Annotated in this window: 19 protein-coding genes; 4 read left to right on the top strand and 15 right to left on the bottom strand. The window is 50.8% G+C overall.

Translation table 11 applies throughout. The features are described 5' to 3' along the window. Positions 1 to 96: 96 nt before the first annotated feature. Positions 97 to 852 (top strand): YheC/YheD family protein, encoded by a 756-nt coding sequence (locus MUG84_RS23580; protein WP_244729699.1) that lies wholly within the window; start codon positions 97 to 99, stop codon positions 850 to 852. A gap of 106 nt (positions 853 to 958) precedes the next feature. On the opposite strand, the gene MUG84_RS23575 is transcribed toward MUG84_RS23580, so the two are convergent. The 13 genes from MUG84_RS23575 to MUG84_RS23515 form a co-directional block, all read right to left on the bottom strand. Next, positions 959 to 2,275 carry a D-arabinono-1,4-lactone oxidase gene (locus MUG84_RS23575; RefSeq protein ID WP_244729697.1) on the bottom strand — a complete coding sequence of 439 codons (1,317 nt, stop codon included), beginning with the start codon at positions 2,273 to 2,275 and terminating at the stop codon, positions 959 to 961. Beyond that, positions 2,263 to 3,456 (bottom strand): amino acid deaminase/aldolase, encoded by a 1,194-nt coding sequence (locus MUG84_RS23570; protein ID WP_244729695.1) that lies wholly within the window; start codon positions 3,454 to 3,456, stop codon positions 2,263 to 2,265. Before MUG84_RS23570 ends, MUG84_RS23575 begins: the two co-directional genes overlap by 13 nt. A gap of 214 nt (positions 3,457 to 3,670) precedes the next feature. Further along, entirely contained in the window at positions 3,671 to 4,489 is an 819-nt protein-coding gene (locus MUG84_RS23565) for a carbohydrate ABC transporter permease (RefSeq protein WP_244729811.1), read from the bottom strand. Positions 4,490 to 4,597: 108 nt separating this feature from the next. After that, positions 4,598 to 5,470 (bottom strand): carbohydrate ABC transporter permease, encoded by an 873-nt coding sequence (locus tag MUG84_RS23560; RefSeq protein ID WP_244729692.1) that lies wholly within the window; start codon positions 5,468 to 5,470, stop codon positions 4,598 to 4,600. After that, a complete protein-coding gene (locus tag MUG84_RS23555; RefSeq protein ID WP_244729689.1) occupies positions 5,467 to 6,540 on the bottom strand; it encodes an ABC transporter ATP-binding protein in 1,074 nt (357 codons plus the stop codon). Before MUG84_RS23555 ends, MUG84_RS23560 begins: the two co-directional genes overlap by 4 nt. Then, positions 6,494 to 7,402: an HAD family hydrolase gene (locus MUG84_RS23550; protein ID WP_244729686.1), complete on the bottom strand. Its 909-nt coding sequence runs from the start codon at positions 7,400 to 7,402 to the stop codon at positions 6,494 to 6,496. Before MUG84_RS23550 ends, MUG84_RS23555 begins: the two co-directional genes overlap by 47 nt. A 15-nt stretch (positions 7,403 to 7,417) precedes the next feature. Then, complete coding sequence (locus tag MUG84_RS23545) at positions 7,418 to 8,731, bottom strand: ABC transporter substrate-binding protein (protein WP_244729683.1); 1,314 nt, start codon at positions 8,729 to 8,731, stop codon at positions 7,418 to 7,420. 195 nt (positions 8,732 to 8,926) lie between these two features. After that, complete coding sequence (locus tag MUG84_RS23540; protein WP_244729681.1) at positions 8,927 to 9,538, bottom strand: glycerol-3-phosphate responsive antiterminator; 612 nt, start codon at positions 9,536 to 9,538, stop codon at positions 8,927 to 8,929. A gap of 241 nt (positions 9,539 to 9,779) precedes the next feature. Continuing rightward, a complete protein-coding gene (locus tag MUG84_RS23535; protein WP_244729679.1) occupies positions 9,780 to 10,628 on the bottom strand; it encodes an NAD-dependent epimerase/dehydratase family protein in 849 nt (282 codons plus the stop codon). A gap of 46 nt (positions 10,629 to 10,674) precedes the next feature. Beyond that, entirely contained in the window at positions 10,675 to 11,613 is a 939-nt protein-coding gene (locus tag MUG84_RS23530; RefSeq protein ID WP_244729676.1) for an aldo/keto reductase family protein, read from the bottom strand. A 75-nt stretch (positions 11,614 to 11,688) separates the two neighbouring features. After that, positions 11,689 to 11,844 (bottom strand): VOC family protein, encoded by a 156-nt coding sequence (locus MUG84_RS23525; protein ID WP_244729673.1) that lies wholly within the window; start codon positions 11,842 to 11,844, stop codon positions 11,689 to 11,691. 78 nt (positions 11,845 to 11,922) lie between these two features. Further along, positions 11,923 to 12,375: a HEAT repeat domain-containing protein gene (locus MUG84_RS23520; RefSeq protein ID WP_425313272.1), complete on the bottom strand. Its 453-nt coding sequence runs from the start codon at positions 12,373 to 12,375 to the stop codon at positions 11,923 to 11,925. Between the two features lie 18 nt (positions 12,376 to 12,393). Next, the gene (locus MUG84_RS23515) at positions 12,394 to 12,582 is read right to left on the bottom strand and encodes a DUF3934 family protein (protein WP_244729659.1); all 189 of its coding nucleotides are present in this window, start codon (positions 12,580 to 12,582) and stop codon (positions 12,394 to 12,396) included. A 234-nt stretch (positions 12,583 to 12,816) separates the two neighbouring features. Between MUG84_RS23515 and MUG84_RS23510 the strand changes: the two genes are divergently transcribed. From MUG84_RS23510 to MUG84_RS23500, 3 genes are all read left to right on the top strand, one after another. Next, on the top strand, positions 12,817 to 13,395 hold the full coding sequence (locus tag MUG84_RS23510; protein WP_244729657.1) for a TetR/AcrR family transcriptional regulator: 579 nt from the start codon (positions 12,817 to 12,819) through the stop codon (positions 13,393 to 13,395). Positions 13,396 to 13,471: 76 nt separating this feature from the next. Next, positions 13,472 to 14,596 (top strand): cytochrome P450, encoded by a 1,125-nt coding sequence (locus tag MUG84_RS23505; protein WP_244729655.1) that lies wholly within the window; start codon positions 13,472 to 13,474, stop codon positions 14,594 to 14,596. 72 nt (positions 14,597 to 14,668) lie between these two features. Then, positions 14,669 to 15,460, top strand: coding sequence for a CPBP family glutamic-type intramembrane protease (locus tag MUG84_RS23500; protein WP_244729652.1), 792 nt, complete (start codon positions 14,669 to 14,671; stop codon positions 15,458 to 15,460). Positions 15,461 to 15,527: 67 nt separating this feature from the next. Here MUG84_RS23500 and MUG84_RS23495 read toward each other — a convergent pair whose 3' ends face one another. Both MUG84_RS23495 and MUG84_RS23490 read right to left on the bottom strand, forming a co-directional pair. Beyond that, entirely contained in the window at positions 15,528 to 16,478 is a 951-nt protein-coding gene (locus MUG84_RS23495; RefSeq protein ID WP_244729648.1) for a DUF4432 family protein, read from the bottom strand. Beyond that, positions 16,475 to 19,825 (bottom strand): DUF5107 domain-containing protein, encoded by a 3,351-nt coding sequence (locus tag MUG84_RS23490; RefSeq protein ID WP_244729645.1) that lies wholly within the window; start codon positions 19,823 to 19,825, stop codon positions 16,475 to 16,477. Before MUG84_RS23490 ends, MUG84_RS23495 begins: the two co-directional genes overlap by 4 nt. Positions 19,826 to 19,852: the final 27 nt, after the last annotated feature.

Genomic DNA, 19,852 nt, shown 5'->3' with positions numbered 1-19,852 from the left:
GAGGATGTATCAGCGCCCTGTCCCAGACAAGAATCGATGCATATGATATTAAGAGGAAAATGAAATCAATTTGCTTGAACAAGAGAGGTCGATGGTATGTGGAAAAGTAAGCCCCGTAGAACACTCATGAGCAAATGGACCAAAACAAAGGTTCTTCTTGGCAGCAATGCGGTGCGTCCGTTTATTCCGGATACCCGAAAATTCAGTAAATCCGATTTGAAGGCAATGCTGGACTCTTACAATATGGTATACGTTAAGCCGGAGAATGGTACCTTTGGCCAAGGGGTAATCCGCGTAGAAAAACTGAATTCCGGAGAATATACCTATCAGCTTGGAATGACAAAGAAGACCCTTGGCGATTTCCAATCATTGCACAGTTCTCTATTGAAGACCACAGGAAAGAAAAGCTATCTCATTCAAAAAGGAATTTATCTGCTTAAGTATAATAATCGGCGCTTTGATATACGGGTTATGGTGCAGCTGAGTCCGAAGGGCGCATGGGAAACAACAGGAATGATCGGGAGAGTGGCTCATCCGAAGAAAATCGTAACCAATTACCACAGTGGGGGCACGCCAACAGATGTAAAAAGCCTGCTAGCTGCGCATCTCCCTCCTGAAAAGATGGGGAAGACGATTGCTGCGCTGGATAAACTGGGGGTTAACACGGCGAAGTTTCTACATTCGAAATATCCCGGATTTAGGCAAATCGGCCTCGACATAGGCTTCGATCGTTCCTGGACCCCCTGGATAATTGAAGTCAATACGAATCCGGATCCGTATATTTTCAACCAGCTAAAGGATAAAACGATGTACCGTAAAGTCATGAGATACAGAAAAGCACTCACAAAATAGTCTTCGACTCATTTCCAGAGCTCCTTCGCTAAATCGAGGAGCTCTGCCTATCATTTCCATCGTCCCGCCCAGCCATAAAAAGCTAGCAATCAGCCGCTTCGGTGGTTCAATCCACGGCAAACAGCTTCCTCAAATATTCGTTCTGGAACATTCCACTCGGGTCCAGTTGCTTACGGACATCCTGAAATGCTTCCCACTGCGGATACAAACCGGATAATTCCTCTGCCGTTCGGGTATGCATTTTTCCCCAATGAGGGCGACCCTCATAGCGACGGAATATCTCCTCGATATCTTGGAAATACGCCTGATGGTCCATCCCCTTGTACATATGAACGGCAATATAGGCTGAGTCACGTCCGTATGCCGGGCTGAGCCATATATCATCACCTTTGACATAGCGGCATTCCACCGGAAAGTGAACGGCATGGCATTGCGTAGCGACGCTGGCCCGGATATCGCTAACGACTTCCACTATTTTTTCGGCAGGGACACTATATTCCATCTCATTGAAACGTACAAGCCGCTGTGTGGCAAAAAGCTGGTGGCTGTACGCCACATCCTGTCCCGTAGGGACAAAGCGCGCCGACAGGCGGCTGACAGGTTTGCACAACCCTGGAAACATGCGGCAGCCTTCGGACAGAATCCCGAAAAATGCATTTTCCATCACAAGCTGATTCACATGATTCCAAAAACGGCTCCCGGACGGCCTCTCGTCCGTTTCATCCAGCCACTTGACCTGCACGACATCCGTATACGGGAACCAGTAGAACTCAAAGTGGTCATGATTATCCCTGAATTCGGCTAACCGCTGAAAGCATTCATCAATGGAAAAGCGCTCGCTTTTGTAATGAAGAACGGTCAGTGGCACGACACGGATTCGGACCTTGACGATAATACCCAGCATCCCCAGCGAAACCTGCAACGATTTGAAAATGTCACGGTTTTGGTGCTCGCTGCAAGTCAGCAGTTCACCCGAAGCAGTCACTACCTGTACCTCAAGCAATTGGGTAGACAGTGATCCGAACCGTATCCCTGTTCCGTGGGTTCCCGTCCCGATCGCGCCTCCGATGGACTGCGTATCAATATCCCCAAGATTCTCCTGTGCCCAGCCCTGCTGGTAAAGCGCCTCGCTTACATCTCGAAGCCTCGTTCCGGCCCAAATCCATACACTGCGAGAAGCTTCCTCCACCGGTTCGACGCCCGCCAGATGATCCAGTGATACCAGCACATCTCCCGTCTGTACCAGGGGCGTAAAGGAATGTCCTGCTCCGACGACCCGGATCCCCTTTCCCTCCTTGGCGCATGACTGTACCAGAGAAATCACTTCATTGACGGTAGCAGGATATACCATATGCCTTGGCGTGCTGCGGACAATTCCAGACCAATTTTTCCATACCTTCTGATTTTCACTCAAAGAAAGCATTGTCCGTCCCCCCGGTACGTTGAGATATGTTCAACAATTCGGCCTTCCGATACGCCATACAGCTGATTAAACCGTTCGCATAATTCTCCTGCCTTCGCATGCCGGAAAAAAATCGGATCTCCCAGCTCAAGCTGCTCCTCCCCTTTGTACAATACCGGCGTCTGCACTTCTCCTGCCCCTTCCAGGGACAACAGAACGGCGCCTTCCGGCAAATACGGCTTGGGCATTTTGTCTTTGCCGGACGCCCCCGAAGCAATGTACCCGCCGCCGAGGCAGGTATACAGCTGCTCTTTTGGCTTCCGCACAATTTCCACGGCAAATCCCGCCGCAGGCTTGTAGCGGAAATCCTTGTAGTGATCGAATAGTCCCGGCGCAAAAAAACCGGAGCCTACGGTAACCTCGGTCACTGCATGTTCCAGCGTTGTCGTATGCATGCTGCCTGTACCGCCGCCATTCACAAAGCGCAGCGGCGCTCCCAGCGCATCCTCGATCATGTCGACCAGCTCCGCCCTTTTTCCAGCGATCTGCTTGACCGAGCGCTGCTTGAGCTTCTGAACCAAGGCATTTTTGGCAGCCATGCCCGGATAATGATCCCCCACTCCGGCGATTTGCGCTTCATATCCCATGACGCCATCCATACTGACCCCGCCGGAAGACAAGATCTTCTCCACGACTGGCATCGCATCTGCAGCTGAACGGATCGGTGAACGCCATACTCCGAAGTGAAGCCCCGGAATATCCATCGACATATCCATGTCGAGACAGACCGGGAACCGGACGCCATGGCGCTCTGCAATCCGCTCGATATGCTCGATATGGCGGATGGAATCGACCATGAGCGTGATGGACTTGCCCTGTCGGATCAACTCGGCCAGACCGGACAGCGCTGACGGCTCCCATATGGGATAACCCATGACGATGTCATCCATGCCCTGCTTTACCAGGTATATGGCCTCCTCCGGTGAAAAGCACATCAGCCCGCAAAAAAGCGGACTTCGATGAAGGATTCGCTTCAGAAGAGCGGTGCTCCGGACTGATTTGGTCGCTATCCGGATATTTTTGGAGCCGGCCCGTGCAATAATCTGCCCGACATTCTCATCCAGCAGGTCCAGGTCCACGAACCCGAACGGCTTAGGTACGTCTTCGAATACCTTTTTATAGTAGGAATAATTCCGCTGCATCTTCCCCCTCCTTCATAAGGCTGAGATCTCAAGCGAAGTAAGCGCTGTCATTATAGTTTGCAATTATTTTAGCTGAAAAGATTTCGGAGGGCAATCGCTTATTTTCACGTGAACCTATTGTTACGTGCACAAGCAAAAGCTGCTCCAAATCGGCCGTGTAGCGATTCAGGCAGCTTTTGTTCTCTATCCCTTCTTATCCTTTCAACCCATGGAGTTACTTCACGCCATTATACACAAAAGCCTTAATGATATTGCGCTGTGACAAGAAAAACACGATCAGGATCGGCGTCACGAGAATCATGTTGCCCGCCATCAGAATATTCCACGTTCCCACGCCTTCCACCTCGCGGATCTTCGCAATCCCGATCGGCAGCGTTCTGGCGACCTCGTTCGTGGTCATGACAAGCGGCCAGAAATAGTCGTTCCAGTGGGCAATGAAGCTGAACAGGGCGAACGTGACCAGCACCGGTTTCACCATTGGTACCATAATCCGGACAATGATTTTCCACTCTGCCGCCTGATCCAGTCTCGCCGCTTCCAGCAGTTCATCCGAAATTTGCCGGAACGCCTGCCGCAGCAGGAAGATGCCAAAGGCACTTGAGGCAAAGGGCAGAATGAGCCCGAGATGGGTATTCAGCAGCTTAAAGGCGCTCAGTTCCAGGTAAACCGGCAGGAAAATGAGCTGGTTCGGGATCATCAGTGTCACCATCACAACACCGAATAAAAAGCCCGATCCGACAAACTTGTATCTCGCAAATGCATAGGAAGCCGGAATGATCGTCAGCATCTGCAGGATCAGGATGCTCACAGAAATAATGACGCTGTTCGTTAAGTAGTGCAGGAATGGCCCCGTCTTCCAGGCATCGATGTAATTTCTCCAGACCGGGTGATGCGGAATCCATTCCGGCGGAAAAATCATCGTCTCCGGCAGCGTCTTCAGCGATGTGGAGAGCATCCAGACAAAAGGCAGCGCGAAGATCAGTATCAGCAGCAGAAGCCCCGCAGCATTCAGCAGGCGCAGAATATAGGACATGATTCTTCGTAAAAGGATTTGCTTCGTCCGGATCCCGCCCAGCGGACTTCCGGCGGCAGTTCCGATATCAATGGCTCGGTTTGCGGCTTTCAAGAGCTTCACCTCTTTCTAACGGTAATGAACCCGGTTCGACAGCAGTTTGAAATAGATAATGGTTAAAATACCAACGATGAACAGCAGAATCACACCCGCAGCCGAAGCATAACCAATTTTGAAGAACCGGAAGCCGTATTCATAAATGTAGTAGACCAGCGTATTCGTCGAATTAACCGGACCGCCCTGGGTCATAATGGCGATGGTCTCAAACACCTGGAACGATCCGATCATGTTGATGATGACCAGGAAAAAGATCGTGGGCGACAGCATCGGCATCGTCAGCTTGATGAACGTCGTCCAAGGTCTCGAGCGGTCCAAAGAAGCTGCTTCATAGATATCGGCGGGGATGCTCTGCAGTCCGGCGATAAACACGAGCGTGTTGTACCCGACGCCTTTCCATACCGCGACGATGACAAGGGAGATCAGCGAAGTGTCCGGATGGGACAGCCATTGCAGCTTCTCGAAGCCGAAGAGTCCAATCACCCAGTTCAGCAGCCCGTACTCCGGATCCATCAGCCAGCTCCACAGGAGTGAAATGGATACGAGCGAAATAATATGCGGACTGAAAATGGCGCCCTGCACGATGCCGTAAAAGAAACTCCCCCGGTTAAGCCACAGCGCCAGCAGCAAGGACAACCCCGTCGATAACGTCACCGTTAAGATCGTGTACATGGTTGTATTGGTGAGCACCTGCCGGAATTCCGGCTCTGTCAGAAGATCCACGAAGTTCTGAATACCCACAAAGTCCTTGGTGGGACTGACGAAGTTCCAATCGAACATGCTCAGATAGATCATGTAAAAAATCGGATAAATGAAAAACACCGAAAACACGATAATGGCCGGTGCAACCATGCTATAAGGGCGAAGCTTATGCCATACCGTCATATCAACACGCCTCCGGCCGCCACATGCTTCGCATGGATTTCTGCGCCATACAGTCTCTCGCCGTCCGGTCCGAAATAAAAGAGCCGGTTATACGGAACCGTAATGCTCACGTGATCCGCGGACTCCAAAGGTTTTAGGAAGGCTTTGACGAAAAACACCCCTGCCTGCGAACGGATCTGATAGATATTCTCTGCCCCCAGACTTTCGCGGGTCAATATTTCGCCTTCCAGAACAAGTCCCTCCACCTGCTGCGCTGGGTTCATCAGCCCTTGCTCCGGCCGGAAGCCGATGTAACCGACAGGACGGTCGGAACGGACACCAAGCCCTTTCACGTCCTGCATGTTCATGATGTTCATGGCTGGCGTGCCGATAAACTGGGCGGTAAACAGATTCGCCGGGTCCTGATAAAGCTTCATCGGTGAATCCGCCTGCTGGATAGCGCCCTTGTTCATGACGACGATTTCATCCCCCATCGACATCGCTTCCACCTGGTCATGCGTAACGTATACGAAAGTGGTTCCGAGCCGCTTATGAAGCTGGATCAACTCTGTTCTCATTTGGTTGCGCAGCTTGGCGTCCAGATTGGACAAAGGCTCGTCGAGAATGAATACCTTCGGCTTTTTGACCATGGCACGGGCCAGAGCCACCCGCTGCCGTTGTCCACCGGACAGGTTCTGCGGTTTTTTATCCAGATAGGGAGCGAGGCCGACAATTTCGGAAATATCCTTTATCAGCTTCTCGCGTTCGCTTTTGGATACGCCTTTGTTTTTCAGGCCGAACTCGATATTCCCGCGAACGGTCATCGTAGGGTACAGCGCATAGTTTTGAAACACCATGGCAACATCCCGCAGCCCGGGCGGCGTATCGTTTACGCATATGTCGTCAATCCATATTTCGCCGCTGGTCTGCTTCTCAAGCCCCGCCACCATGCGCAGTGTAGTCGATTTGCCGCAGCCTGACGGTCCGACGAGAACCGTAAAGGAGCCGTCTTTAATCTCCAAGTTCAAGTCCTCGATCACAGTTTCATCTTTGAACTTCTTGCTGATGCTCTTCAGCAGAATTTGTGCCATCCGTCATTCCCTCCTTCATTTGCTGCTTTCGTATGGCGCGTAGGAGCTGCTCCAGTTCATCCAGGGAGGTCAGGCGCAAATCCCAGACTTCAGTATCACGGCTGGCATAAGGGGATATGAAGCAGGTTCTTCCCCCCATCCGCTTCACCGGATGTAGATCATTCCACGGGTTATCCCCGATCGATAAAATTTCATACGCTCTGTACCCCTGCTTCAGCAGGGAGGCCAAGTAAAGCTCCAGCCCCGATGGCTTCCCTGCTCCAAAGTAGACTTCGTCAAAAGCATGCCGAATTTGCATATATTCCAGGAATTCGATGCCTGACTCCAGAGGCGTATTGGTCATCAGCACTCTTTTATCCACATCGAGCTCTTCGATAGCTTGCATTAAGCCTGTGTGAATCTCAAAGTGGTATGGGGCAAGAAGCATTTCCTGGCGCACCTTGTCAAAAGCTTCACTCAGCTTCGTATCCGGCAGCTTGTATTGATGGCTTAGCATGGCTACAATGCCCCAGGGATCGCCGATATGGAGCAAATCCGCCCGATGAATGGAGTCGAAATCGTATCTTTCCCCCTGTACGGGGACGGTTGTTCCGTCCCATAGATATCCCTGCGCCATGCGGTCTCCCTGCCAGGTGAGCATAAGGCCGTCCCGGAGATGATAGAAGTGCCCGAGCCCGAAGGCATGCTCTCCAGAGCGAATCGCTTCTGCCGTCATCACGGCTGCCTCCGTATCCGGCTCATGCTCCGTTCCCTTCAGCAGATGACGGATATAACGCTCCATGAAGGTGTCTTCCTGATACAAGGTGCCATCCATATCGAAAATAATGACTTTGATGTCCGCGAGCCAGCTGTCGTCTGCCATATCTACGTATCCTTTCTATTTTCCAAGCAGTTTGTTTGCCTTCTCAGCCGCTTGATTCAGCGCATCCTGCGGCGTCGTTTTCGGATCGATGATCGCCTTTTGAATAGCATCGGTCAAAATGTTTTCCACTTCCGGATAAGCGTTCTCCATCGGGCGTGGTCTTGCATATTCCAATTGATCCACCGCGACCTTAAACTGCGGATTCTGTGCAAAATGCTCTTTCAGCTCATCGCTTTCAACAGCAGACGTGCGGGTTGGCAAGTAACCGACATGCTTATGCTGGTAAATCGTATTTTCCTTGGAGGTCATCCATTTGATAAACTCCCATGCCGCTTTCTTCTCTTCCGGAGTGCTCTTGGACGTCATCACAAGCTGACAGCCGCCGGTTGGAACGCCGTAATCCTTGTTGGCAGGCATAAATGCCGTTTGCAGCTCGAATCCGTTACCATTGGCAATTTCCAGACTACCCGCTACGCCGGCAGTCGAACCGAATTTGAAGGCAGATATTTGGTTAGCCCAATCCTTCCCCGCGGTCGCTCCTGCTTCATCGCCGACAGGCATTTTGATCAGACCCTCTGTGGACAGCTTTTTCCAATATTCAACGGGAGCCACGCCCGCAGGTTCGTTAAATGCCGCCTTTTTGCCGTCATCGCTCAGCATTTGACCGCCGCTTTGGGCTACCAGTGCTTCGTAGTACCAAATATCCACCGGAAGCGTCATGCCAACCTTACCTTTTTCCTTCAGCACACGCGAATACTCCTCCAGCTCATCCCATGTTTTGGGACCGGCAGGATCGAGGCCGGCATTTTTAAGCATCGTCACATTTTTATACATAATCGGGGTGCTGCGCATAAAAGGAAGCCCGTACAGCTTGTCGTCCACATAGGCGTTCCCCATCAGACCCGGAATAAAATCATCCAGTTTGAGCTGCTCCTTGTCCTTCTCCGCATAAGGCGTCAGCTCTTCCAGCATGCCCGAGTGGGCAAAAACACCGGTCGATGCAATCTCCAGATCCGTTACGGCAGGAGCATTGCCTGCTGCGAATGCGGCCTGCACTTTGGCATGAAGATCACCGTAATTCCCCTGATGCTCGGCTACGACCTGGTATTTATCCTGGGATTCGTTAAACGTCTTGACCATGTGCTGCTTCGCTTCTTCAATCTTGTCCCCGTAAGCGTACCAATACTTGATGACAATCTTCTTCGAGGATGCAGCTGCTTCTGCCTTCCCCTCGCCGGCGCTGTCTGCGCTCCCGCCTGAACCGCATCCTGCCAGTGTTGTCATCATCAGAGCTGCCAGCGTAAAAGCCGTTAGCTTTTTCTTCAACATAACCATTCCTCCACCCTATTTTTTGTACAGTTTCTTGTTTGAAGCAGCAAAAAAGAAACCTGAATACCACCGCGAACGTATACGTCCACAGCAGATCAGGTTTCTCCAAGGCTCCAACCGTTGTATTTACTTGTTAAATTAATTGAACTAAAGCCTATGTTAAAGGACAATTGTTAAATCTGTTCAGGCAAAAGATTAAATCTTGATCAAATTACGCTCCGGCTTCCCCCATAGCGCCGGCCTGGAGGAAGAGATCGCCGTGGCCCCATGGCTCAGGCATTCTTCCGCATGGGACTCCTCGTACAATAGTCCTCCCGTAATGATCGGGACCGATGTAAAAGACTTCACCTTGCAGATCATATCCGGAATCCGGGCAGGCATAAGCTCAATGATGTCCGGCTCGGTCTGCGACAGGCTCTTCGAGATATTGTCCAGACCTTCACTGTCCACGAGAAAAAATCTCTGAACGGTGAGCAGTCCCATTTTATTGGCATTCTTCACGACATTCGTTTTAGTTGAAATGACCCCGGAAGGCTTGATGCTTTTCGCCAAATATTCGAGACCATAGTGATCGGTACTAAGACCGCCGATTTTCTCCAGATGTAGAAAAACAGGCAACCCGTGTTCTTTAAACACATCGACGTAGCCCTTCACCACCCCGATATGCCCCATCAGTAAAAAGATGCCGCTTAATTGATTCCGCAGCTTCAGAGCCAGCTCAATATGCCGTGGATCTTTAATCGAGGCGATACGCTTATGCTTGGCGAGACCTCTGTAAAACACTTCGCGAGTTATCACGTCATTCATCTGTGCTCAGCCTCCCATATATAGTTTCTATCCGTTTGCGGAGCCTCCCCAGCCTGTCCAAATCCGAGGAAGGTTTTCCTTATCATAGCGTAGGAGTGTTTTTTTACTATTAATTTAACAGGCACATTATGTAAATTAAGTTTCATTTTCCCTTAAACGGAAATCAGACGAGAGTACGAGACACGAAAAGACCCCAGGGACCGAGTCTCCCTAGGGTCAATCATTTCTGGTACATTGACTGTTATTGGTTCACTTCTTTACGCCACTGGTGCTTCGGCTGCCAGCCGAGGAGACGTTTGGCCTTCTCGCTATTGAGCAGTGATTCATGGCCCTCGAGCACCGCTCGGAAGTCTGCTACGCCGGGATAACATTCCGACATGAGTTCACGGCTTGGAATCGCCATGCTCGAATCATCGGAAGCCAGATTGAGGGCTACCGCTCCCAATCCGTCCGTCTCAATGGCGAGCCTGCACGCTTCGGCTGCATCGCGGGTATCAATATAGCTCCATAGGATACGCTCGCGCTCCTGCGGGTTATGGATAAATGACGGAAAGCGTTCATACCACTCTGGCGGAATGACATTTCCAAGCCGGAGTGACACGACCTGTATTCCTGTCCGGCGGTGGAACATCTCCGCTGTCTTTTCATTGACAACCTTGGATAGTCCATAGCTGTCTTGCGGCAGCTGCGGATGTTCTTCGTCAAGCGGCACATACTCAGGTGAGAATGGATTCACCGCGAACACAATGCCGTATGATGATTCACTGGACGCTATGACTGCCTTGCGAATTCCGAGGCTCGACGCGGCTTCCAGCACATTATATGTTGACATGACATTGTTACGGAATGTGACCTCTGGCGTCCGGATATGTGCTGCTGGTATCGCGGCCAGATGCACAACGGCATCCGCTCCGGCCAAGGCACTATAGGTCTGTCCTAGATCCTCCAAATCCACGATGAGTGTTGGACAGAGCTCCTCCTCCGGACGGCGGGAGTCCACGTTCAATACCTCATACCCCTGCTCGACAAAATGCTTCACAACCCAGCGTCCAAGCATACCGCTTCCGCCTGTAATCACTACCTTTGCCATCGAAAATACCCTCCTCGCTGATCAAAAGTGGTCTCGGAACTTCCCTCTATTTCAAAATCTCTTCAATACGTTCGATTACGTCTGTACTCAATTCCACACCGGAAGCCTTCACATTTTCAATGACCTGCTCCGGACGGCTCGCGCCAACCAAGCTACTTGCTACGTTGCTGTTACGCAGAATCCAGGCCAGAGCCAGGTTGCCCACGGAAATGCCAAGCTCTTTGGCAACGCCTTCAAGCTGCTTAACTTGATTGATTTTTTCTTCCGTAATGCCTTTGCGCATCCATTCGAGCTTGGCAGCACGGCTGTCCTGCGGAATCTCAGAAACGGATGTGTATTTGCCTGTCAGCAGGCCTTGTGCCAGCGGACAAAATACCACTTGACCGATGCCGGAGCGCTCGCAGAGAGGCATGATTTCTTTTTCGATATACCGGTTGAACATGTTGTATTCCGGCTGGTTCACGACAATGCGATCCAGAAGGTACCGGTCGGCTACGCCAAGCGCTTCCGCGATTTGCGAAGCCTGCCATTCGCTTACGCCCACATACAGCACCTTGCCTTGACGAACCAGATCGTCGATCGCACGGAGCGTTTCGTCCAGCGGCGTTTCCGGATCATGACGGTGGCAATAGAAAATATCCACGTAGTCATGGTTCAGACGCTTCAAGCTGGCATGAGCCTGTTCCATGATATGTTTGCGGGATAAACCGCGGTCATTGGGACCGTCGCCCATAGGCCAAAATGCTTTGGTCGCCAGCACGTACGATTCGCGCGGATACGCTTTCAGGGTTTCGCCTACGAGCTCTTCCGCCGCGCCTCTTTCATAAACGTTTGCTGTATCAAAGAAATTAATACCCAGATCATATGCTGTTTTAATTGAATTCACCGCATTTTCGCGTTCCACATAACCGCCATATGTAAGCCAGCTTCCCAAGCTGATTTCGCTGACCTTGAGGCCGCTGCCTCCTAATCTCCGGTATTTCATGTTTACATTCCTCCTTGAGATAATCCTGATTATACTTTCATTCTATAAAAGTTCGTATCCGATTTGAAGAAGAAGTTACAGCCACTCCAAAAATTCAAGCCGATTGCCAAACGGATCGTTCAGATAGAACCTTTTAACCCCTTCATCCACACGGGCATCATCATCTATAACGTTTATGTTCTTTTGCAGCAAATATGCCCGCAAAGCTTCGATGCCCTGCAATTCTCCCACACAAAAAAATCGCCGATGCTCTTGGCATCAGCGATATCCGTGAAATTTTAAGTTAGTCGAAGATTAGGATTCTGTGCTTTACAGCGACTTCCACATGCCCTCAAGCCACGCATCAAAATCAGCGCCCTTATCTCCTTCATACGTGTCATACACGTCGATTCTCATTTTTTTCAGCTTCTCTTTAAACTCTTCATACGAGTGATCTCTCGGAAGGCTTTTCTTCACACGCAGCAAAATTTTCTGAATGCCTTTCACCACATCATACTTGCTGCGGACCGGCTGTAGGGCATCTTCTCCCCAAGCCTTCAGTTTCTCGTAGGCCGCTTCCTGAACCTGAAATACCGGATCGGTATGCAATCTGTGCTTCAAAATGTCGATGGATTGCTGGCTCTTCCATTGACCTAATTGCTCGACCGCTTCTAACCGCTCTCTCCAGTTCGCCGTGCGGTTCGCAGCATTTTTTAGTTCATTGTAATTCTCCGGTAAGTCGCTTGCCACGTTTACTTCTGGTTCTGTATTTTCCAATTGCATGTCATCTCCTTATGAATGTCAGCCGCGCTTTACGCTGCTGTCGTTTTTGACGGGTCCTTCACCTTTAGCATCGTCAGCTTTTTTCGTACCTTTGCTGGTATAAGGCTTCGGGGCGCTTTTGATCCGGCGGGCTTTCGCATCCCAGCGGGTCCAGCCCTTCTTGCCCGTTCCTCTGCCTGTTCCACCCTTGCCTTTTGATTTGCTCAATTGATCACTCCGTTACCGTGTGGTGTTCTTGGTTTAATCATTTCCATTTCTACTGATGAATTAACCAGCATTGTAGAAATATACACCACTACGGCCAATATGTACATGCTGCACATGGAAAAAGCATCAGAGCCCTTTTCGGTTGACTAATTTTTCCCAGCATGTTATTTTATTTTTGAACTGACCAGTCAGATTAATCATTATCCGAAATCGCTTGTGAAAGGTAGATTAACCTTGAGTAAAGATAAAATCATACGCGCAGCCATTGAAGTATTCTCCGAAAACGGATATCACCGAGCGAGCATGGACGAGATTGCCCTACGGGCGCAGGTCGCCAAGGGAACGCTCTACTACAATTTCCCGAGTAAATCCCAGTTGTTCAAAACGGTTGTCAAAGCTGGATTTGAGGACATTATGCGGCGGACAGAGGCCGATCTGAACTCTCCCCTTCCCCTCGAGGAGATGATTCTGCGGACGATTCGCCACCATCTGGAATTGTTCCTGGAATCCCGCCATTTTGCTCATATCGTGTTCAATGAGATTTCGAACGGAATCGAGCAGGACGTTTTGGATGAGCTGAAGGAGCTCCGGCGCGAGCATCTCCGTTTTTTGGCGGCGATTCTCGAAGAAGGGAAGTGCGAGGAAAATCTGCTCCGTGATGTTGATCCGAATCTGGCCGCAGCCAGCATTGTCGGTACACTGGAGAGCACATGCAATTATTACTTGAGCCATCAAAATGAATACTCACGCGATGACTTGGAGCATTTCGTCTTCACGATCATTACCAAAGGCCTGTTTGTATCGATCGATTAGTATGGCCTTCTTTTTAAGCTTTTAAAACTGACCAGTCAGTTCAAAAAATCTTAAATGAAAGTGACGGTGTATTAGCATGGAATGGAACGAAAACGGTTTGCTGCCTCTGGAATGGTTCAAACAAATGCGCATGAATTCTCCGGTGATCGAATCCGAAAATAAGCAAGTCTGGAGCGTTTTCAAATATGAGGATGTCAAAGCCATCTTCACGAATTATGAGGTCTTCTCTTCACAAGGCCTTCCCTCTTCCGAAGATCCGCTTGAATCCAGTCTTCTGCGCCAGGATCCGCCGAAACACCGACAATTGCGCAAGCTGGTGTCCCAGGCTTTTACCCCGCGCGTTATTGAATCTCTTACTCCAAAAATCCAGGCCATCACAACTTCACTGCTTGACGAGGCGGAGAAAAACGGCAGGATGGATGCCATCGCTGACTTTACCAGCCCGCTCCCGATCACCGTCATTGCCGAAATGCTGGGCGTATCTATGGAGCACCGGGAAAAGTTCAAGGAATGGTCAGACGCCCTTGTTGGCGATCATCCTGAAAACTATTACCAGTGCCAGCAGGAGATGAGTGAATATTTCTCGGTCATCGCCGATGACCGTCGCCGTCATCCACAGGATGATTTGATCACCAAACTGGTGCAGGCCCGCATCGACAATGAGCACCTGAGCGATATGGAAATCATCGGTTTCTGCATTCTTCTCCTGGTAGCAGGTAATGAGACGACAACCAATCTAATCGCTTCAGCCATGCTCGGCATCGATAGTTTGCCAGAAGTACGTGCGGAACTCCTCGCCGACCGAACATTGATCCCAGCAGCGGTCGAAGAAACCTTCCGGTACTTTTCGCCGGTGCAGCTGATGTTCCGCCAGGTCAAAGAGGATACCGTGCTGCGAGGGCAGGAGCTGAAAAAGGGACAATTCATCCACATTTGGATGGCATCGGCTAACCACGATGAAGATGTGTTTGAGCGGCCGGAAGAATTCAATATTCACCGGAATCCGAATCCGCATCTGGGTCTTGGCAGCGGCATTCACTTCTGCCTTGGTTCACAGCTTGCCCGCCTGGAATCCAAAATTGCCATCGAAACGCTGCTGGAACGTTTCCCGAATTACCGCCGTGACCGGTCGGTAGAGCTTGTACGGCAGGACAGCACGATGATGTTCGCGCTGAAGGAATTGCCTATCATTTTAAAATAATGCCTTTTCCGAGTATTTTCGGCTAGATAAAACGCTTCTACCAAACAAATGATATTAAGGAGGCTGTAAGACATGAAATCCGTCACGTCCTCTAGATCATTGTTCGTATTCCTTACCCTCATTTTTACTTTCTCGATACCGTTTTGGGTGGTTGGTGCCATGACGGGAAGCATTAACTGGCTTCCGATGAATCTCCCAACGAGTGCCCTGATGGTTTTTTGCCCCACGATCGCTGCAGTTATTCTAGTTTATAAACAAGATCAAGCAGAAGGCGTAAAGCGGTTACTAGCAAGAGTGTTCGATTACAAAAGAATCACGCATAAAGTCTGGTATATACCCATTATTTTTATCATTCCGATGGTCGGACTGCTCTCATATGTGATCCTGCGCATGATGGGGCTGCCTCTATCCGGTGTTCCGACTCATTGGTTGACCCTCCCCCTCCTGTTCACTTTGTTTTTTATTTCCGCTGCGTTTGAAGAAGTAGGATGGATGGGCTACGCAATCGGGCCGATGCAGGACCGGTGGAGCGCGCTGGGAGCAAGCTTTATTTTGGGGTGCGTGTGGGGAATATGGCATGTTATTCCGCTGATTGAGGCCCATCATCCCCCGGTGTGGATCGCAGGCTGGTTCCTTGGAACTGTCGCAGCAAGAGTCATCATCGTCTGGGTGTATAACAATACGGGAAAAAGCATGTTTGGAGCTATCATCATTCACGATATGCTGAATATCATCGGTTCTTTTTTACCAAACTATGAAGCGAGTTACGTCCCCGGTATGACAGGAGTATTGACCGGCATTACGGCTGTGATCGTTACTTTCCTGTGGGGTTACAGAACATTGGCCCGGTACAGGTACGCCTGATGTTACGAGTTCCCCCTCTCCCCAAAAATCCTGCATCCGAATGGATGCAGGATTTATTTGTGCGGCGCTAGGCTTTTTCATGCCCTATCCAACTAACTTCCAAATGCCAGTCATATGTTTCCCCTGCCTCTACGGTTGCCACTGACTTCCGCTCCATGGCATAAGCCAAGTCGTCCAGAAAACCCGTGGCTGGCTCCAGTGCCAAATGATATTGTCCCTGGTATCCGCCATAATTGGCCCAGACCGATAAATACGGTACTTTCTCTTTCGGAAAAGCGAAGGATAAGCCTTCCTGCTTCTTCGGATCGTATATTGAAGCCCTTCCTTCCGGCAGGTCACCGGTAAAATAAAACTTCTCGGCCGTTTTCTCCTGCTTACCTCCGGTACGGTCCAAGCGAATCTCCGGATTGTCCCCGAGAGGCTGCGGCCAAGGACGAAGCTCGCCTGTCTGCCCAAGCCTGCCATTTTCCGAGTATGAGACGGCAATCTGCGATAGTCCCTCCGGCACGATAATCTCCATCCCTTCTTCTATTTGGAACAATGGGTGGGCTGCCCACAAAAACGAAAAAGGAAACGAGCTGAGATTAGTCACCGCATAATCGATGCGTAGACGGTCCTCTGTAGGGAAGGAATACGTTTTGCGCAATTGGTAGGGGAGCCTTACCCCGTGCACATTGCACTCAAGTTTATTCTCTATCGCCTCGGCCTGCCAAGAAATGGACCAGACCTCCCCATGATCAGGAAGGGTCGTATCAAGCCAAGGAAATTCCGGATACCGGCAGACATTAATCGTCGGGAACATCTCGTCCCAGCCGCTTCCGTCACTGCCCTTAAATGAGCTCCCATAGCCCAGGTTGCCCAGTGGCCCCTCGGATTGGGACAGCCACTCCCGGCCCGTCAGGCGGTTCTTAAGCGAAACCATTTTGCTCCCCAGCTCCGGGAGTAGTGTGACCTGCATGGCAGAAGTTTGCCCCGTCCATGCATTATGGCCGTTCATCATGTGGTGCGTCCATATCAATGTGATTCACCCTTCCCAGTGCAGAGCACAAGGTGCTGCGCAGCCCCCTGATGATGAGGCTCAAGCGTAAGCGCCTGCTTCAAGTGCTTCTCGGCTTCCTGCAGCTGCCCAAGACCCAGATGGCCGAGACCCATCATGTAATGGCAGTGAATTTCGTTCCTTTTGGTCAAATCATCCTCAAACACTAGGAAATCCGGGAGCGATACAGCAAAATAATCGATTTTCGGCTGGTCGAAAATATGCTTTTCCCCGTAATCCACCAGCTTATTAAAGCGGCTTCGCGCCTCCTGCTCCCTGCCCAGCTTACGAAGTGCCGTTCCCTGATAAAAGATCATGTGCGGTGGCTGATCGTTGTAATACATGGCGCTGGCCGGCTCATCCAGACCTTCGGATGCCTTCAGGAAAGAGGCTTCCGCATCGCCAGACCGCTCTAGCTGCATATAGGCGAGGCCCAAGTAATAGTCAATGTTGTTCTCCTGCGCGCCCTCCAGTTTGCCTTCATTTATGTTCAGTGGATATTGCTTTGCATGAAGCAGCTGCTCGATTGCTTCTTCCGGCTGCCCGTCCTTCAGCAGCTTCTTAGCGATCTCGACGCGGGCCATCACATACTGGGCCGGGACTTTGCCTTCTCCGCCTTCCCATGGATGGAAATTACGGCTCAGGATCAGCCGAACCGCTTCATCATGCCGGTGAAGCGTGTTGTGAAGCGTAATGTATTCGAGGAACAAGTCGTCGCGCAGCTCCACCAGCTCAAGATGCTCTTCCAGCGCCTTCAGGCGGGCCTGTGGCGAATATCCGATTTTTTTATAGAGCTGATCCAATTCGTAAAATACCCGGGCATCCGATGTGTTCAAAGCAAATGCGGTTTCCAGCGCCTTCAGGGCTTTCTCAGGGCTGTTCAATTTATTGAAATAGGCGAGCGCAAGATTCCGGTAAGGTGTGGCAAAACTGCTGTCTAAGGCGACCGAAGCTTCCCAGCAGGACACCGCTCCTTCGTGCCGCTTCTTGTCATAGAGCAAGTTGCCCAAATAATACAATGCCTTCGCATCCTCCGGATGTAAAGCAGCCGCCTCCTTCAGCACCACATAATCATGGATAGAGTTCGGGAAGCAATACTTCGGATCGGCCTTGGCCGCCGCTGCAAAATAAAGATTGGCCTGTTCCGTATTCCCCAATTTCATGCTGTAACTACCTTGATAATAGTGGACCATAGGATATACCCCGGTTTGATTCAAGCCTCCGATCCGGTCCAGTACATCCAGCGCTTCATCATACTGGCCTGCATCGGCATAATCCTGGGCTAGGGCGATGTAATTGTGTGCGTCACCGCGCATTAGTCCTGTCAGTGTCTCCAGCGCTTCTTTTGCAGCGTCTGTACGTTTCAATTCTCGGTGTATGGCAATCCATTCATTTCTTGCGGCAAACTCCATCGGATCCAGGCGGATGGTTTCCAGCACGAGCTGCTCAGCTTCCGCCACGCGCCCCAGCTTTCTCAGGATAACACTTTTTAGATGACGGGCTTTGTAATTGCGGTATTGAACATTCAAGGACCGCTCGATAAGCTCAAGTGCTTCATCATACTCCTGCTGCTCGGAGGCAATCTGGGCCAAGGCAAAATATCCGGCACCCTGCCATGCCGCCGACCATACTGACTTGTAAAAGGCTCCATACGCTTCTTCCAGCCGACCCTGCCATTTCAGTGCTTTGCCCAGATTGTAAAATGGTTCGCTGTCATAAGGTCTGGCGTTATGCCGCGTCAGCGTCTCGATTGCTTTTCTAAAGTAAGTCTCGCTCTCCTCAAAGCGTCCGCGCCGCAGCAGGAGCAGACCGTAAGCATTGTTCAGCCGGATATCACCGGCATCCCGTTTAAGACCTTCCAGATAGTATGGGTCCGGCTCATAGGTGGCATGCCGGTATTGTTCCAGATGCAGTCCTGCCAGATACAGCGCCTCCGTGTTCCGGAGCTGCTCTGGTGCCTCAATGGCTTTGGCCGGATCAGGGATTTGCTCGATCTTTTTGGGCTTCGGCTGATAAGAGATTAGCTCTCTTCCACCAGCTGCCAGCACGATCACCTGCAGGTCCTCTTCCCGCGTATCCTCTCCAATCTCCACCTCTACCTTGAACGTATCCACCGGCGACAGCTTCACGCTCTTGTCTAGATAAATCCGTCCGGCTCCCTTCAGCAGGATGCGTGCTTCTTCGAACACAGAGGTTGCGTAGGCATAGACGATCGCCTTTCGTCCCGATAGTTCCAGGTTCACAGCGGCGTCAATCGAAGCGTTTTTCACCATTCCTATTGTTTTGTAAGGCATGAAATACTGCTTGAAACTCTTCTCCTCGTACGGCTGCAGCCAGCTAAAGTCGGGCTGATTATCGGTGTATACCCCTGTCATAAGCTCAATGTAAGGTCCGTCCTCATCCGTCAAATTGCGGTCCCAGGCCTGGCCGAATTCACCATGTCCCCAGGTCCACTGCTTTTTCCCTGGCGAAACATGCTTGTTAGCGATATGCAAAATGCCTGCATCCACCCCATGATCATACCCGCCTACAAAGTTGTAGTCCGAATGATAGGCCATGTATGACGTCGGAACCGGAATGTTGCTGTATTTTGAAATATCTACGCCGGCAGAGTAGTCCATTTTATAGTAGGTTCCGGTTGCGATCGGGAATTTGGACACATCCCGTTTTCCATGGTCAAATACCGCATGCACATCCGGAGGAAACACCGACTGGGTATGATCGTTAACAGCTACGGCCGGGTTCGCCCACCACAGGAACGTTTGCGGCTCAGACGTGCGGTTATACAGCTGGGCATGGATTTCGAGATAGGCTTTTCCGGGATGCAGCGTGAAACCGGTTGATACCTTCGTCCCGTACATCCGGTCGATTTCTCCGACCCACACCGTCTTGCTGCCATCCGCATTATGCTCCACCTTGTATTCGACTTCACCGAACGTGTTAGGGCGGTGGTGCTGAGGCCAGTTAAATTCGATCCCTCCGGAAATCCACGGACCCGCAAGGCCTACCAGGGCAGGTTTGATCACCTGATTGTGATATACAAAATCGTACTGGTTCGTTTTGTCAATCGCCCGGTATATACGTCCGCCAATCTCCGGCATCACCTGGATTTGCACGAATTCGTTCTCCAGAAACACGATGCGATATGGCTTCGATACCTTTTCATCGTAAATTTTATCAATTACAGGCAGCGGATACACCCGTCCTGAACTGCCCTGATAGACGCGTTTTTCCAAAAACATCGGGTTGGGGTCGGGCTTGCCCACCTCATAGGTCGGAATCTCGACCATTTCTTCCCATACCTTTACTGCTTCAGGCGCTTTTGCCATGTTGACTCATCCTTTCCTCATCAGAAC

The organism is Paenibacillus mangrovi (assembly GCF_022898935.1).
In the GTDB taxonomy this organism is placed as follows: Bacteria; Bacillota; Bacilli; order Paenibacillales; family Paenibacillaceae; genus Paenibacillus_AQ; species Paenibacillus_AQ mangrovi.
Note: the sequence above shows the minus strand (reverse complement) of the source record. Positions and strands in the feature narration are given on the sequence as shown.